Raw genomic sequence first — 15,995 nt, 5'->3', positions numbered from 1 at the left:
TGTTCCAGGTTTCACGAGGAAGGCCCGCTGACCCGATCGGACTCAAGCGGGCTTTTCCTGTATAAACGAGAAGTTGCAGATCGCATGCGCGCCTATTCGACAAAAAGAGTAATACGCGCCAGACAGAAGGAAAGCGGGTGGCAATTGCAACTTAAAAAAGTTCTCAATGCATTTCATATTTAAATATGTGATTAAACGCCATCATTAGTACGCATATTGCCAAAGTCCCTTATGTACTTTTATTGATTTACCTAAAATATAAAGAAAAGAGGCAATTTGGGGCGCTCCCCCGGGCAGACAGGGTAACGAAGCGCCACAAGCCCAGTTCAATAACCATAATGATACGTGTTGCCAATAAGTTACAAAAGAAATTCTGAGATCCTTTGCTTAAGTCGGGGAAGAAAGTTTAAAAAAAACGCTCACAACCGCAGCATGTCTCATTAACTCGTTGACACAACAAGATGCGTCTAGTATAAGTGCAAATTAACTTATGCCGCGTGCAACCCTATGCTCTGGCATGGGAGTGCGGGCGACCTGACACCCCTCCCCATCTTTTGACCAGGGGGTATCGTATAAGCATTCAGGAAAGGACTAATGGTCCTGACTTGATAGGGGCATTGTGGACATGCCCGCGGCCTTCCGTTCTGCGGAATGCCGCAAAGTGGGGTCACCCATGAAGCCGTACACGCAAGTGGAAGGCAGTTCATCGTAATGCCCGCCAATCTTTTCCAGATGGAGGATGGAACGTGCTGGATCTCAACATAACACTGCTTTTTCAGCTGGTGAACTTCTTGGTCTCCATAGTCGTTCTCAACTATCTGCTCATCAAACCCCTTCGCAAAATCATGCGCGAAAGAAAGGCCATGATGGCAGAGCTGGGGAGCGAGGCCGAGGGCTTTGAAGCCAAGGCCCAGAGCAGCCTGGATGACTACGAGGCCCAGCTGGTAAAGGCACGTCAGGATGCTGCTGTCAACCGCGAGGACGGCCGCAATGCCGGTCTGAAGGAACAGCAGGCTGTTCTTGACGAAGCGCAGCAGCAAGCTCAGGGCATCCTTGGTGCAGCCCGCGCCCAGCTCAATGCCGAGGCGGAAAGTTCTCTCAAGGAACTGCGTGGCAAAATCGAGGGCTTCTCTCAGCAGCTCGCCGCTCGCATTCTCAATGGTTAAGCGGGCCATGAGCGAGTCTGACCATAACAGGAGGTGGGATGCATTGAGGAAGAAACTAGTGTGTACAGCCATGCTGGCCGCAGGGGGCCTTGCCTTGAGTCTCCTTGCTGCCGACCCTGCCATGGCCGCAGAAGGGCATGATCTCCCCTGGGGAGACTTTGCCTGGCGCGTGGTCAACATCATCGTCTTTGTTGCCATTCTGTGGCACTTTATCGGCAAGCTGTGCGTCAACTACTTCCGCGGACGCAAGCAGGGGATAAAGGACGGCATTGACGATCTGACTGCGCGGCGCGAGCAGGCCCAGCAGCGCCTTGCCGAAATCGAGAAACGCATAGCGAATCTCGAAGAAGAGCGCGAGGCCATTCTGGCAGAAAGCAAGGCTCAGGCTGAAGCCCTCAAGGAAGACATCATTGCCAAGGCTAAGGTGCAGGCGCAGCAGATTGTTGCCATGGCCCACGTCACTGCCGAAAGTGAAGGCCAGAGCATGCTGCAGCAGATGCGTGCCACCATTGCCGACGAGCTCATTGATGCCACGCGCGAGCACCTTGAGAAGTCCCTGAACAAGAGCAAGCATGAAAAGCTCATTGAAAACTCGCTGAAAAAGGTGGTGCTGCAATGAACGACACTCGTATTGCCCGTCGCTATGCCAGTGCTGTCTTCAAGGTGAGCATGCAGGAAGGCGGTGACGCCATTTCCAGACGCGGCGAATGGTTCGTTCAGCTCAATCAGATGCTCGACGAAAACTCCAGTCTGGACAATGTCTTCAAGAGCCCCATTTTTACCGTTGCCGAAAAAAAGAAGGTCCTTTCCGACATTCTTGACAAAATAGGATGCGATACAGTCACGCGCAATTTCTGCTATCTTCTGGCAGACAAGGAGCGCCTGCCCTGGTATCGTAGCATTGTCCTTGCCTACACCAAGCTTCTTGACGAGGCCAAGGGCATCATCCGCGGTACGCTAACGACCGCCATTCCCCTGACTCCGGCCAAGCAGAAGGCCGTTCGCGGGGAAATCGAAGCAAAGGCCGGTGCAGCACTGGAACTCACCTTTGATGTGGATCCTGCCATCCTGGGCGGTGTCGTCCTTAAGGTGGGCGATCGAATCCTGGATTCGAGCCTGCGTGCACAGTTGGAGATCCTGAGGAGTACGCTCAAGAGGGGTAATTAGCACATGCAGATCAAAGCAGACGAAATCAGCAAAATCATCGAAGATGAAATCCAAAACTACGACCAGCGCGTCGAGATGAGCGAAACCGGCACGGTTCTCTATGTCGGTGACGGCATCGCCCGCGTGTATGGCGTGGAAAACGCCATGGCCATGGAACTGTTGGAATTCCCCGGCGGCGTCATGGGCATGGTTCTGAACCTCGAAGAAGACAACGTTGGTGTTGCCCTTCTCGGCCCTGATACCGGCATCAAGGAAGGCGATACGGTCAAGCGTACCGGCAAGATCTTCTCCGTGCCCGTTGGCGAAGCCATCATGGGCCGCGTGCTCAACCCCCTTGGCCAGCCCATCGACGGTCTCGGACCGGTTGAGACCAGCGAAGTCCGCGAAGTGGAAATCAAGGCCCCCGGCATCATCGCCCGCAAGAGCGTGTGCGAGCCCATGCCCACAGGCTTGAAGGCCATCGACGCCATGACCCCCATCGGCCGCGGTCAGCGCGAGCTCATCATCGGCGACCGTCAGACCGGCAAGACCGCAGTGTGCATCGATGCCATTCTCGCCCAGAAGGACACAGACATCCACTGTTTCTACGTTGCCATCGGCCAGAAAAAGGCAAATGTCGCCCTTGTTGCAGACACCCTGCGCAAGTACGGCGCCATGGAGTACACCACCATCATCTCCTCCACGGCTTCCGAACCTGCGCCTCTGCAGTACATCGCAGCCTATACCGGCTGCACGATGGCGGAATACTATCGTGACAAGGGTCAGCACGCCCTCATCATCTACGATGACCTTTCCAAGCAGGCCGTTGCCTACAGACAGATGTCCCTGCTGCTCCGCCGTCCTCCCGGACGTGAAGCATTCCCCGGCGACGTCTTCTACCTGCACTCCCGCCTGCTCGAACGCGCAGCCAAGATGAGCGACGAACTCGGTGGCGGTTCCCTGACGGCTCTGCCCATCATCGAAACTCAGGCTGGCGACGTTTCGGCCTACATTCCCACCAACGTTATCTCCATCACCGACGGCCAGGTGTACCTCGAACCCAACCTCTTCAACGCTGGTGTGCGTCCCGCCATCAACGTCGGCCTCTCCGTCTCCCGTGTGGGTGGCGCAGCCCAGATCAAGGCCATGAAACAGGTTGCAGGCACGATGCGCCTTGACCTCGCCCAGTACCGCGAACTGGCCGCATTCGCCCAGTTCGGCTCCGACCTCGACAAGGCCACCAAAGCCAAGCTCGAGCGCGGCGCCCGCCTGGTGGAACTGCTCAAGCAGCCCCAGTACCAGCCCATGCCGGCACACGAGCAGGTCGCTTCCATCTACGCAGCCACAAACGGCTACATGGACGATGTGGCTGTGGAGAATGTAAGAGACTTCGAAGCCAAGTTCCTCACCTACATGCGCGATACCAAGAAGGACGTCCTTGAGGCCATCAGGGACAAGAAGGTTCTGGACGACGAACTCAAAGCCAGTCTCAACAGCGCCATACAGTCTTTCAAGCAAGGCTATACAGCCTAGTTAAGGAGGTGCCATGCCTTCTCTGAAAGATGTCAAGATGAAAATTGCGGGTGTCGGAAAGACCCAGCAGATCACGAAGGCCATGAACATGGTGGCCTCCGCGAAACTGCGCGGCGCACAAAGCCGTATTGAGCGCTTCCGGCCCTACGCAAGCAAATACAAGGCGGTCCTCACCGAGCTGGCAGGCAAGGTTGAAGGTGCTGCTCATCCCCTGTTCGAGGTCCATCAGGAGCACAAGACCTGCGCCCTGATTGTGATCACCTCCGACAGAGGCCTGTGCGGCAGTTTCAATGCCTCCATCATCGATGCAGCAGCCCGCATTGTCCGTGAAAAACAGAGCCAGGGTCAGCAGATCAAGGCAATCTGTGTGGGTCGCAAGGGCCGTGACGCCCTGCGCCGCATGGAGGGTGTTGAAATGCTCGACAGCTACGGCGACCGCATGGGCAGTCTGGATTTTGCGCTGGCAAGCAGTGTGGCCCAGACCGTTATTCACGGCTATGAAACAGGCGAACTGGATGAAGTCTACATGGTCTACGGAGAATTTGTCTCCATGGCCCATCAGCCTCCGCGCACCATCCAGCTTCTGCCTTTCGAAAAGCCTCAGACGGAAGAGAGCGAAAAGGCCCCCGAGGGGCCCCATTGCGAATACCTCTATGAACCTGCCGAGGAACAGCTGCTTGGAGTCATCCTGCCGCAGTACCTCAAGGTTCAGACGTACAGGGGAATGCTGGACACCTCGGCCAGCGAACATGCAGCCCGTATGGCAGCCATGGACAACGCCACACGCAACTGCACGGATCTTATCAACTCGCTGACCTTGCTGTTTAACAAGACTAGGCAGGCTTCCATCACCAGTGAGCTCATCGACATCGTCGGTGGAGCGGAAGCGCAGAATGGGTAAGGAGCCAACATGGAAGAAAAAAATATTGGCAAAATCGTCCAGGTCATCGGTGCTGTGGTGGACGTGGAGTTCGAAAGCGGCAAGCTTCCCTCCATCTTCACAGCACTGGAGATCAAAAACACAAACAATGTAAACGCCCCGGACCTCGTCTGTGAAGTTGCTCAGCATCTGGGTGACAATATCGTCCGCACCATCGCCATGGATGCTACGGAAGGACTTGTCCGCGGGATGGAAGTGGTTGACACCGGCCATCCCATCATGGTGCCGGTGGGCAAGGCTTCGGTCAGCCGTATCATGAACGTGCTTGGCCGCCCCGTGGATGAACTCGGCCCCATCAATGCCGAGAAGTACTACCCCATCCACAGGCCTGCTCCCGACTTCACAGAGCAGAACACCAAGGTCGAACTGCTTGAAACCGGTATCAAGGTCGTTGACCTGCTCGTGCCCTTCCCCAAGGGCGGCAAGATGGGCCTGTTCGGCGGCGCCGGCGTGGGCAAGACCGTTATCCTCATGGAAATGATCAACAACATCGCAAAGGCACACGGTGGCAACTCCGTGTTCGCCGGTGTTGGTGAGCGTACCCGTGAAGGCAACGACATGTACCATGAACTCAAGGAAGCCGGTGTTCTGGAGCGTTCCACGCTTGTCTACGGCCAGATGAACGAGCCTCCGGGAGCACGTGCACGTGTGGCCCTGACCGCCCTTGCCTGCGCAGAATACTTCCGCGATGAAGAAAACCAGGACGTGCTTCTCTTCATCGACAACATCTTCCGCTTCACCCAGGCAGGCTCGGAAGTGTCCGCACTTCTCGGTCGCATGCCCTCGGCCGTGGGTTACCAGCCCACCCTTGGCACCGACCTTGGCGCACTGCAGGAACGCATCACCTCCACAAACAAGGGTTCCATCACCTCCGTGCAGGCCGTGTACGTGCCCGCTGACGACTTGACCGACCCCGCACCCGCCACCACGTTCTCGCACCTTGACGGTACGCTCGTGCTTTCCCGTCAGATTGCAGAACTCGGCATCTACCCCGCAGTGGACCCGCTCGACTCCACCTCCCGCATCCTCTCCCCCGATGTCGTGGGCGAAGAGCACTACCAGGTGGCACGCCGTGTCCAGCAGGTGCTGCAAAAGTACAAGGAACTGCAGGACATCATCGCCATTCTGGGCATGGACGAGCTCTCCGACGAGGACAAGCTCACCGTGGCCCGTGCACGCCGCATCCAGCGCTTCCTCTCCCAGCCCTTCCACGTGGCAGAAGTCTTCACTGGCACTCCCGGTGCCTACGTGAAGGTCGAAGACACCATCAAGGGCTTCAAGGGTATCCTGGACGGCGAGTACGACGATCTCGCTGAAAGCGATTTCTACATGCTCGGCGACATCAGCCAGGCTGTGGAGAAAGCCGAAAAGCGTCGTGCCAGTGAAAAGTAGCCGCTTTAACGGGCACAGAAGGAGTATTCAATGAGCGAACTTACTCTTGAAGTTGTGACGCCGGACCGGACAGTTGTCAGCACCCCCGTTGCCGTGGCCGTGTGCCCCGGCATGGCTGGCGAGTTTGCGGTCCTGAAGAATCACATCTCGCTCCTGTCTGCCTTGAAAGTCGGCGTACTGCGCTACAGGACAGAGTCCAGAGAGGAACAGAAGGTGTTCGTCAACCAGGGCTTTGCCGATGTGAACAACAATGTGGTCACCGTCCTGGTGGAATCTGCGGAACTGGCGGAAGACATTGACGCCGCAAGAGCCGAAGCCGCCAAAAGACGCGCCGAAGAGCGCCTGGCAGACAAGTCCGACAACATCGACCATGCTAGGGCACAGGCTGCACTCAACCGTGCCCTGGTTCGCCTGAGTCTGGCACGTCACTAGACGAGTCAAGACCCACTCTTTAAAGGCCGGAATTCGTTTCCGGCCTTTTTCTTTATCCCTGCTCCAGCCCCCTGCTCGCGGGTATCAGATGCATTTGACGGAAATGGGGGGCTATAGTATCAGACCTTGCCCGACATAGGGCAGGCTTTTGCACAAGCAGCCAAAGCACGCACAAGACTTCATAGGGAAAACGCATGACAGCCTTAAGCAACATCAGGAATTTCTGCATCATTGCCCACATCGACCACGGGAAATCGACCCTTGCGGACCGCATTCTGGAACTGACAAAGCTTGTCAGCGCCCGAGAGGCCAAGGAACAGTACCTGGACCGCATGGACATAGAGCGCGAAAGAGGCATCACCATTAAGGCACAAACTGTGCGCATTCCCTACAGGTCCAGAAATGGCGAGCTGTACGAATTCAACCTGCTCGATACCCCCGGGCACGTTGACTTCAACTACGAGGTTTCCAGATCTCTTGCTGCATGCGAGGGAGCATTGCTGGTCGTGGACGCCACCCAGGGTGTGGAGGCACAGACCCTTGGCAATGTCTATCTCGCCATGGACCAGAATGTGGAAATCATTCCCGTTCTGAACAAGATTGATCTTCCTTCCGCCCAGCCGGACGTTGTAAAGGAAGAGATCGAGGACATTATCGGCATTGACTGCACAGACGCCCTCGAATGTTCCGCAAAGACAGGCCAGGGCGTGGGTGACATTCTGGAAGCCATCGTAGAGCGCCTGCCTGCCCCGAAGGGTGACATCAATGCTCCGCTCAAGGCCCTCATCTTCGATTCCTGGTACGACAGCTACCAAGGTGTAGTGGTCCTTTTCCGTATTATAGACGGCACACTGCGTCTCAACGAAAAGGTGCGCCTCATGAACACGGGCAAGGAATATGAGGTGCTGCGCCTTGGCGTCTTCTCCCCGGAGGCAATGGATATTCCCGAACTGCACGCGGGCGAAGTGGGCTTTTTGTGCGGATCCATCAAGGAGCTTGGCGACGCACGTGTGGGCGATACCATTACCCATGCCCTGAATCCTGCTGCAGAACCCGTGCCTGGCTTCAAGGAAGTGCAGCCCATGGTTTTCTGCGGCTTCTATCCTTCGGAGTCAGACAAGTACGAGGCACTGAAGTTTGCCCTGGAAAAACTGCAGCTCAATGATGCGGCCTTCCGCTTTGAACCAGAAACCAGCCAGGCCCTTGGTTTTGGCTTTCGCTGCGGCTTTCTGGGGCTTTTGCACATGGAAATCATTCAGGAGCGCCTTGAGAGGGAATTCGAAGTCGATCTCATAGCCACTGCTCCCTCGGTGATCTACCGCTGCCTGACAACGGGCAACGAATTGCTGGAGATCCACAACCCTGCCCATCTGCCAGATGCTGGCAAAATCCAGACCCTCTACGAGCCCTTTGTGGAACTGGACATTCACGTTCCCAACGAATACGTGGGTAACATCCTGAAATTGTGCGAAGACAAGCGTGGAATACAGAAGAATCTCCAGTACGCTGCCGCAAATCGCGTCATCATTACCTACGAGATGCCCTTTGCTGAAATTGTTTACGACTTCTTTGACAAGATGAAATCCATGACCAAGGGCTACGCGTCCATGGACTATCGTCCTGTCGGCTACAAGGAATCCGACCTTGTGCGCCTGGACATCCTGCTCAACGGCGATCCTGTGGATGCCCTGGCTGTCATTGTGCACAGGCAAAGCGCCTATCCCTATGGCAGAAGCCTTGCCCTGAAGCTCAAGCGTACCATCCCCCGCCAACTCTTTGAGGTGGCCATTCAGGCTGCCATCGGTACCAAGGTTATAGCCAGGGAAACCGTCCCGCCCTTCCGCAAGAACGTGACCGCAAAATGCTACGGTGGTGACATTACCCGCAAACGCAAGCTTTTGGAGAAGCAGAAGGAAGGCAAGCGCCGCATGAAGCGCATGGGCAACGTAGAATTGCCCCAGGAAGCCTTCCTTGCTGCGCTTACCGTGGGCAAGGACGATTAGGAAAACAGTTTGGGCAGTCTGTAGTAGATACTTGCGGCAACGTCAAAAAGCGAACCCGGCAGGTAGCTCAGCAGGCGAAAGGCCACGATCTTCCTGTTTTTCTTGCCATAGGGGGCAAGAAGGCTGCGAGCCCTTGCCCCGTCACCCTTCTGCCACAGGGAGACAGCCTCTTCAAAATCGGCCCTTGTCTGTAGAAGTTCGCACAAGTCCGCGTGTTCAATGTCGTAGTTCGGGTACAGCTTTCTGTGCTTTTCGAGGATGATACGCGTTTCTCTGGCAAATTCCCCAAAGCGCCGCAGAGTGGTGTTCTGCCCGTGTACACGCCAGCGTGTCAGAGGCTCGTCCACATAGTCGAGCTCCCAGTCGTGGGCTATGCGGTAGAAAACATCCGCCTCTTCGGAGACGTTGAGCTCCTCGTCAAACCAGCCGCCGCTCCAGCCTGTTCCCGGAACCAGATCCTCAAGGGCCTTTCTGCGCACTATGGCCGAGGACATGGATATCCACTGCCTTTTGATCAGCTCGGAAAAAACCATGCCCCGAGCGGGCCTTGCGCCTTCAAACACACGACGCATGACCTTGTCCCCGCTAAAGACCTCGGTGTCCGTTGTCACCAGTCCAATGCGGGGATTTTTGTCGAAAAGCGCAATCTGCTTTGCCAGCTTTGTCGGTTTCCACAAGTCGTCGCAGTCCAGAAAGGCTATGAATTCACCCCTTGCCTGGGCTATGGCCAGATTTCTACCTGCCCCCAGACGCACCTTTTTTTCACCGCGAAAATAGCGCACCTTGTCCTTATAACTCTTGGCTATTTCAGGGCTTGAGTCTGTGGAGCAATTGTCCCAGAAAACAATTTCGAAATCCTGGAAACTCTGGTTCATCACGCTGTCCATGGCACTTGCCAGATGCTTTTCGCCATCAAGACAGTTCATGATCACTGAAACCCTGGGAGTGGCCGTATTCTCGCTCATGGGGTATTCCTTGATGAAGTCGCCCGGCTTGGAGGCCGGGCGGCATGAAGACTAAAGGTTTTCGCAAGCTGCCTTGAGGGCAGCGCAGACATCCTGCACATCCTGGTCCGAAAGGCCTGGGTGCAGGGGCAGCGTCATGAGTTCACCAAAAAGAGCCTCGGTTGCAGGCAAGGGAGCCGCGTTTTCATCGTGGAAATAGGCAAGCAGATGATTCGGCTTATAGTGCACGCCAACAGGGATGCCTGCATCCAGCAGGGCCTGACGAACCCTTGGCATATGACCATCCAGCACGCGTACAGGCTGAATATGCGGCACTATGTCGTCGCGCGCATCGCTTGCAAGGAATCTGATCAGGGGTACGTCAGCCAGACAGTCGCGATACAACTGCGCGAGATGCTTTCTTGTGGGAACAAATTCGTTTTCAAAACGGGAGAGCTGCACACGACCTATTGCAGCCATGATATTGCTCATGTGAAAACGCCATCCCTGCCGCATGACACTGGGATCCCAGGTTCTGCCCCCGCAAAAACGTGCTTCCGTATCCTTGTTCACGGACAAAAGACGCGCGTCCTGTATGATCTTGGCCTCTTTCTCGTCAAAGGCAACCACAAGGCCACCTTCGCCGCAGGTAATGTTCTTGATGCCGTCGAAACTGAAGCAGACGACATCGCCAAAGCTGCCTATCCTTTTGCCATCATGCTTGCAGCCAAAGGCATGGGCTGCGTCCTCTATGACCCTGAGGCCGTGTTCCCTGGCAAAGGCGTATTCCTCATCCACACCCCAGGGATTGCTGGCGTAGTGTACGGGCATGATGGCAAAGGTGTCTTCCTGCAGGCGCTTTTTTGCGTCATCAAGATCAATGGTCCCTGTTTCAGGCAAGACCTCGCAGGCTATGGGTCTGCATCCTGCGGCAGTTACGGCCTGAAAGGACGCCACAAAGGTCAGCGAGGGGACAAGGACTGATCCTCGCACACCCTTGCCAAAGGTTCCCGGAGCCGTGGCATCCACTGCCAGGGTCAGGGCTGCGGTTCCGGTATTCACGGCAGCAAGCCTTGATGCCGGCACGCCCAGATAGGCCGCAATATCCTCTTCAAGGCACTGCACTTCCTTGCCCATGCCAAGATAGCCGTCCTCAATGATTATTCTTGCTACGGCATCGGCTTCGGCCTTGCCGACAATGGAGCGGGATAAACGCATAGCCATGTAAGAAACTCCTTCAAAAAAGGGTTTTCGCATCAAACCTTGTCGTCACTGACAACAAAGGCATCGGGGAAAACATCGCGAACGCGCCAGAGATTGTCGTTGGCAGTGTTGAGATCAGACCATGGCCCAAGCAGCACATACCAGCGGCTGCGCCTGTAATCCACTCTGGACTCCATGTCCAGACGCCTTGTCTTGCGCATGGCGGACAGGGCATTGCCTCTTTTGCCAAAAACGCCAACCTGGATATAGAACGTTCCTTCCACCTGTACGGGCTGCACTGCCGGAGGCAAGGGTCTTCTTGCCTCTTCTGCTCCCCCCACATGGCGCAGGCGCACCCTGGCTGTGCCTGTGCCTATGATATCGAGCTTTGTCGCAGCGGCCTTCGAGAGATCAATGATGCGCGAATCCGTGAAGGGGCCACGGTCATTGATGCGAACCACAATGGAGCGACCATTGCGTAAATTCGTCACTTCGATCTCGCTCTGAAAGGGCAGGATGGTATGGGCTGCAGTCATGGCATTCTGGTTGAATATTTCCCCGGAAGAGGTGGATTTGCCATGAAAGCCCGGGCCATACCAGGAAGCAATGCCCTCCTGCTCGAAACCTTCGGCAGAAAGAAGCGGATAGTATTTTTTGCCATTAACCACGTAGGGCTCATCCACTCCCGGTCCGTGCGTGCGTATGGAAGGCTCCTTGCTTCCACAACCGGCCAGGAGGAAAAGCATGGTCAGTACAAGCGCAAGAATGGCGGTAGCATACGTCGATCGAGAAGTTTCAGCCTTCATCAAATTTCGGCGCGTCCCCCTTGTTTACAGGGGATAAGGACGCCGCCTCCCTTAGCGTTTTATTTGTATCTTGCCCGTACCCAGTTGACGCTGCACGCCCCGGACAAAAGCGGGCCTTTTTTGCTCAACGTCCCTTTTGGGCAGATGTCGCCTCTGCACGCGCCCGCAGGGCATCCTCAAGCCTGACCCCGTCTTCGTCCAAAGAGCCAATGCCCCTTGCGTGCTCAAGCAGGGCCATAGCCTCAGAGGTTCTGCCGCAATCCAGAAAATCCACAGCCGCAAGAGTGTACATGCGCTCGGGATTGTTCTTGTAGAGAGCCTTGAGCAGGGCAGGATAGAGATTCTGGAAGGTTTTGCGCGCCCTTTCCTCGTCCGTAGCCAGCCAGCGGGCGAGACTGCAGTTCTCGGATGCAGAGGGAAGAAAACGTATAAGCAGAAGCATTCCTGCCCGCAAGACATGCAAAATACGCGTGATCTCCCTTTTGACGCTTTCAGCCGTCTGCCCGGCAAGAGGCATGAGCGGGGCAGACAGACGCATGGTCAGGGGATTTTCGCAGGAAAGTTGCACCAGCCTTGTTGCATAATGCTGTCCCTGAAAGGCATCCTCGCGCAATTTGCAGCACTCGTGAAAGGCATAGCCTATGCACCAGTCTATAAGACGGCCTATGTTTGTATAGCTTGCCGCAGAATTGTCCTGCTGGACGCTTTCTTCATTGCGGAAGAGATAGTGTGCTGTATCCTTCAGACGCCAGAGAACTCCCTTGCTCATGGATTCGCCAATCAGATTGCGAACCTGTGTGTAGGAGATATTGCCGTCCTTTCGGCAACGAACCTGCTGTTCATCTACAGCAAGGTAGACTACACAATAATCGCGCAAGAGATCACGCACGAAAAATTCGTGATTGCTGGCAAGCCTGTAGTTGCTCACTTCCTTTCCTTGTCCTGCAAAAGGGCCTCTGCCACAGAGGCATCATAGATGGCTTCTGGATGCCAGTTGTCGCCACGCTCGGTGCCGAAGAGCTCGATGGCTGCATTGACCACATCCATGGAGATCCAGCCGTGCTTTTCCCACACTTCATCGTGCTCTGCATCCCACATGCGAAATTCTATTGTGCCATCCTCTGCCCTGCGAACATAGACACGCACCTGGGGCAGGCTGGGGTTTGGATAGTAGTAAATGCCGTTTGCGTCTTCCATGAGAGAGTTCCTCTTTGAGCATGAATCTGTGAAGACATTCTCTGCCTTCACGAAGGAGCCTCAATGTAGCTTTTGCCCCCCGCTTCTGGCAAGAAGCTTTGTCGCGTCTTTGGTAGGCGTACTGCAGGGCACTTTTGTAAAAAAGCGCACAGGCAAGACAGAGCGTATGCACAGCCTGCCCCGAGGCTTGATCCAGCGGGAACAAGCACAAACAGATCCCGCAAACCCCTTCTTGTTCTGTTTTTCACAGCTTGCAGAGCAAAAAAACTTGCAGTTGCATGCCCGCAACGGCCTCTTTCGGCTAATAATTGTATTATTTCAATATGTTAAAAGCAAGAAACAACTCGTCTCAAAAACTTTTGTTGACTTTCTTTCTGGCTCGGGTATCCTTGTTCATTGTCCTTATATTCAAGCCCTGCATTGCAGACAAAATGCAGCGCGCTTCGCGGGAAAATCGCCCAGGTCAAGGCCAGAAACTAATGCCCAAAAGGGCTTTTGCGGGATGCACCAGGCCAAATGCACAAGAAAAAAACTCCTTCCCGAAAGCAGCATGATACTTTTTTCACAGCTTGCGCGGCAAAAATGAAGAACAGTTGCCAAGGCAGTAAAAATTGGCTATTGCTTTCGCATTCATTGATTTATATGGGTCTGTTTGGAAAGTCCGAGATTACGCATAAAGGCGTGCTTGAGAACAATTTCATCAGTCCCAAGATGGCCCAAAATGATATTGCCCAAACCACGTGGAGGTAAGGTAATGAAATTTGAGACCCCTCTGTTGGACCAACTCGAACAAGGCCCCTGGCCGAGCGTTGTGTCTGACATCAAACAAGAGGCCGCCCATCGCGCAGCTAACCCCGACGGATTGGATTATCAGATTCCCCAGGACTGCTGTGAAGATCTGCTTGGCCTTCTTGAACTGAGCTACAAGGACATGGAGACACACTGGAAACACGGTGGCATCGTGGGTGTCTTCGGTTACGGCGGCGGCGTTATCGGCCGTTACTGCGACCAGCCCGAAATGTTCCCCGGTGTGGCCCATTTCCACACCATGCGTGTTGCCCAGCCTTCCGGCAAATTCTACAGCACCAAGTTCCTCCGTCAGCTGTGTGACATTTGGGATCTGCGTGGCTCCGGTCTTACCAACATGCACGGTTCCACAGGCGATATCGTTCTTATTGGTACCACCACTCCCCAGCTCGAGGAAGTGTTCTACCAGCTCACCCATGAGATGAACAACGACCTTGGTGGTTCTGGCTCCAACCTGCGTACTCCTGCTGCCTGTATGGGTATGTCCCGCTGCGAATATGCCTGCTACAACACCCAGGACGTATGTTACCAGCTGACCGAAGACTACCAGGACGAACTGCACCGTCCCGCCTTCCCCTACAAGTTCAAGTTCAAATTTGACGGCTGTCCCAACGGCTGCGTCTGTGCCATGGCCCGTTCCGACTTCGCAGTCGTGGGCACCTGGCGCGACGACATCAAGATTGATCAGGACGCAGTGAAGGCCTATGTGGGCGGCGAATTCACCCCCAATGCCGGCGCTCACAGCGGCCGTGACTGGGGCAAGTTCGACATCCAGGCCGAAGTCATCGATCGCTGCCCGAGCCACTGCATGAGCTGGGATGGCCAGAAGCTGACCATCGACAATGCCAACTGCGTGCGCTGCATGCACTGCATCGATACCATGCCCCGCGCCCTGCACATCGGCGACGACCGCGGCGCTTCCGTCCTCTGCGGCGCTAAGGCCCCTGTCGTTGACGGCGCCCAGATGGGCTCCCTGCTCGTGCCCTTCGTGAAGGTCGAGCAGCCCTACGATGAACTCAAAGAGATCATCGAAAACATTTGGGACTGGTGGATTGAAGAAGGCAAGAACCGTGAGCGTCTTGGCGAACTGATGAAGCGTGCTTCCTTCCAGAAGCTGCTCGAAGTGACGAACACCGAGGCCCAGGCCTTCCATGTGAAAGAACCCCGTAACAACCCCTACATCTTCTTCAAGGAAGATGAGGTTCCCGGCGGCTTCAAGCGCGACCTCGCTGATTACCGTTCTCGTCATCAACGCTAAGATTAGGGGGAAACGAAAATGGCCTTTATTTCTTCCGGCTACAATCCTCAAAAACCCATGGAAGGTCGTATCACCGACATTGGTCCCCACAAGTACGACTCCATGTTCCCGCCCGTCATTGCCAAGAACTTTGGCAAATGGCAGTACCACGAAATTCTTGAGCCCGGCCTTTTGATGCACGTGGCCGAGTCCGGCGACAAGGCCTACACGGTCCGTTGCGCTGGCTCCCGTACCATGTCCATCACCGCCATCCGTGAAGTTTGCGATATCGCCGACAAGTACACTGGCGGCTTCGTGCGCTGGACCACCCGTAACAACATTGAGTTCATCACCGACAACCTTGAAACTGCCAAGGCCCTGAAAGACGACCTGAACTCCCGCAAGTTCGCTGGCGGCTCCTACAAGTTCCCCGTGGGCGGCACCGGTGCCGGTATCAGCAACCCTGTGCATACCCAGGGCTGGCTGCACTGCCACACCCCCGCTACCGACTCCACCGGTCCTGTGAAGGTGGTCATGGACGCCCTGTTCGACGAATTCAAGGACATGCGTCTGCCCGCCCCCGTGCGTGTGTCTCTGGCCTGCTGCATCAACATGTGCGGCGCAGTGCACTGCTCGGACATCGGCCTTGTGGGTATCCACCGCAAGCCTCCCATGATCGACCACAAGTGGGCCGACAAGCTGTGCGAAATCCCGCTTGCCGTGGCCGCCTGCCCCATGGCAGCCGTGCGTCCCACCAAGGTTGACTTTGAAGGCCAGAAGGTGAACTCCATCGCCATCAAGGAAGACCGCTGCATGTACTGCGGCAACTGCTACACCATGTGCCCCGCACTGCCCATCGCCGACAAGGAAGGCGACGGTATTGCCATCATGGTTGGCGGCAAGGTCTCCAACCGTATGACCTTCCCCAAATTCTCCAAGGTCGTTGTGGCCTACATCCCCAACGAGCCTCCTCGCTGGCCTACCCTTACCGCCACTGTGCGCAAGATCGTCGACACCTACGCCCAGCATGCCCGCAAGTACGAGCGTCTGGGTGACTGGGCCGAACGTATCGGCTGGCAGGACTTCTTCAAGCTGACAGGTCTGGAATTTAGCCATCATCTGATTGATGACTTCCGTGATCCCGCCTACTACACTTGGCGCCAGAGCACGCAGTTCAAGTTCTAATCCT

Annotated in this window: 16 protein-coding genes; 11 read left to right on the top strand and 5 right to left on the bottom strand. The window is 55.6% G+C overall.

The genetic code is table 11. The features are described 5' to 3' along the window. Nucleotides 1-746 precede the first annotated feature (746 nt). The 8 genes from B5F76_RS04595 to lepA all read left to right on the top strand — a co-directional run bounded on the left by B5F76_RS04595 (nucleotide 747) and on the right by lepA (nucleotide 8,612). Nucleotides 747-1,166, top strand: a complete 420-nt coding sequence (locus B5F76_RS04595) for an ATP synthase F0 subunit B (RefSeq protein ID WP_087351755.1) — start codon at nucleotides 747-749, stop codon at nucleotides 1,164-1,166. Between the two features lie 58 nt (nucleotides 1,167-1,224). Then, nucleotides 1,225-1,785: an ATP synthase F0 subunit B gene (locus B5F76_RS04590; protein WP_239406961.1), complete on the top strand. Its 561-nt coding sequence runs from the start codon at nucleotides 1,225-1,227 to the stop codon at nucleotides 1,783-1,785. Beyond that, entirely contained in the window at nucleotides 1,782-2,333 is a 552-nt protein-coding gene (atpH, locus tag B5F76_RS04585) for an ATP synthase F1 subunit delta (RefSeq protein WP_087351753.1), read from the top strand. The genes B5F76_RS04590 and atpH overlap by 4 nt, the downstream gene beginning before the upstream one ends. 3 nt (nucleotides 2,334-2,336) lie before the next feature. Then, a complete protein-coding gene (atpA, locus tag B5F76_RS04580; RefSeq protein ID WP_087351751.1) occupies nucleotides 2,337-3,845 on the top strand; it encodes a F0F1 ATP synthase subunit alpha in 1,509 nt (502 codons plus the stop codon). A 13-nt stretch (nucleotides 3,846-3,858) separates the two neighbouring features. Then, nucleotides 3,859-4,746 carry a F0F1 ATP synthase subunit gamma gene (locus B5F76_RS04575; protein ID WP_087351749.1) on the top strand — a complete coding sequence of 296 codons (888 nt, stop codon included), beginning with the start codon at nucleotides 3,859-3,861 and terminating at the stop codon, nucleotides 4,744-4,746. A gap of 9 nt (nucleotides 4,747-4,755) precedes the next feature. Beyond that, complete coding sequence (gene atpD / locus B5F76_RS04570; protein ID WP_087351747.1) at nucleotides 4,756-6,177, top strand: F0F1 ATP synthase subunit beta; 1,422 nt, start codon at nucleotides 4,756-4,758, stop codon at nucleotides 6,175-6,177. Between the two features lie 30 nt (nucleotides 6,178-6,207). After that, nucleotides 6,208-6,609, top strand: coding sequence for a F0F1 ATP synthase subunit epsilon (locus tag B5F76_RS04565; RefSeq protein ID WP_087351745.1), 402 nt, complete (start codon nucleotides 6,208-6,210; stop codon nucleotides 6,607-6,609). Nucleotides 6,610-6,803: 194 nt separating this feature from the next. Beyond that, nucleotides 6,804-8,612, top strand: a complete 1,809-nt coding sequence (gene lepA / locus B5F76_RS04560; protein ID WP_087351742.1) for a translation elongation factor 4 — start codon at nucleotides 6,804-6,806, stop codon at nucleotides 8,610-8,612. On the opposite strand, the gene B5F76_RS04555 is transcribed toward lepA, so the two are convergent. From B5F76_RS04555 to B5F76_RS04535, 5 genes are all read right to left on the bottom strand, one after another. Beyond that, nucleotides 8,609-9,577: a glycosyltransferase family 2 protein gene (locus B5F76_RS04555; RefSeq protein ID WP_087351740.1), complete on the bottom strand. Its 969-nt coding sequence runs from the start codon at nucleotides 9,575-9,577 to the stop codon at nucleotides 8,609-8,611. The genes lepA and B5F76_RS04555 overlap by 4 nt on opposite strands. 51 nt (nucleotides 9,578-9,628) lie before the next feature. Further along, the gene (locus B5F76_RS04550) at nucleotides 9,629-10,780 is read right to left on the bottom strand and encodes a DegT/DnrJ/EryC1/StrS family aminotransferase (RefSeq protein ID WP_087351738.1); all 1,152 of its coding nucleotides are present in this window, start codon (nucleotides 10,778-10,780) and stop codon (nucleotides 9,629-9,631) included. A 32-nt stretch (nucleotides 10,781-10,812) separates the two neighbouring features. Continuing rightward, entirely contained in the window at nucleotides 10,813-11,505 is a 693-nt protein-coding gene (locus B5F76_RS04545; protein WP_087351846.1) for a septal ring lytic transglycosylase RlpA family protein, read from the bottom strand. A gap of 184 nt (nucleotides 11,506-11,689) precedes the next feature. Then, a complete protein-coding gene (locus B5F76_RS04540; RefSeq protein ID WP_087351736.1) occupies nucleotides 11,690-12,493 on the bottom strand; it encodes a hypothetical protein in 804 nt (267 codons plus the stop codon). Continuing rightward, nucleotides 12,490-12,762: a hypothetical protein gene (locus tag B5F76_RS04535; protein WP_087351735.1), complete on the bottom strand. Its 273-nt coding sequence runs from the start codon at nucleotides 12,760-12,762 to the stop codon at nucleotides 12,490-12,492. The genes B5F76_RS04540 and B5F76_RS04535 overlap by 4 nt, the downstream gene beginning before the upstream one ends. Here B5F76_RS04535 and B5F76_RS04530 point away from each other — a divergent pair. The 3 genes from B5F76_RS04530 to dsrB all read left to right on the top strand — a co-directional run bounded on the left by B5F76_RS04530 (nucleotide 12,761) and on the right by dsrB (nucleotide 15,991). Further along, nucleotides 12,761-13,348: a hypothetical protein gene (locus tag B5F76_RS04530; protein ID WP_087351733.1), complete on the top strand. Its 588-nt coding sequence runs from the start codon at nucleotides 12,761-12,763 to the stop codon at nucleotides 13,346-13,348. The two genes, B5F76_RS04535 and B5F76_RS04530, sit on opposite strands and share 2 nt — an antisense overlap. Nucleotides 13,349-13,516: 168 nt before the next feature. Further along, on the top strand, nucleotides 13,517-14,827 hold the full coding sequence (dsrA, locus tag B5F76_RS04525; protein WP_446717627.1) for a dissimilatory-type sulfite reductase subunit alpha: 1,311 nt from the start codon (nucleotides 13,517-13,519) through the stop codon (nucleotides 14,825-14,827). A gap of 18 nt (nucleotides 14,828-14,845) precedes the next feature. Beyond that, nucleotides 14,846-15,991: a dissimilatory-type sulfite reductase subunit beta gene (gene dsrB, locus B5F76_RS04520; RefSeq protein WP_087351729.1), complete on the top strand. Its 1,146-nt coding sequence runs from the start codon at nucleotides 14,846-14,848 to the stop codon at nucleotides 15,989-15,991. The last annotated feature ends 4 nt before the right edge of the window (nucleotides 15,992-15,995 follow it).

The sequence above is a fragment of the Desulfovibrio sp. An276 genome, from assembly GCF_002159665.1.
Classification (GTDB): Bacteria; Desulfobacterota; Desulfovibrionia; order Desulfovibrionales; family Desulfovibrionaceae; genus Desulfovibrio; species Desulfovibrio faecigallinarum.
Note: the sequence above shows the minus strand (reverse complement) of the source record. Positions and strands in the feature narration are given on the sequence as shown.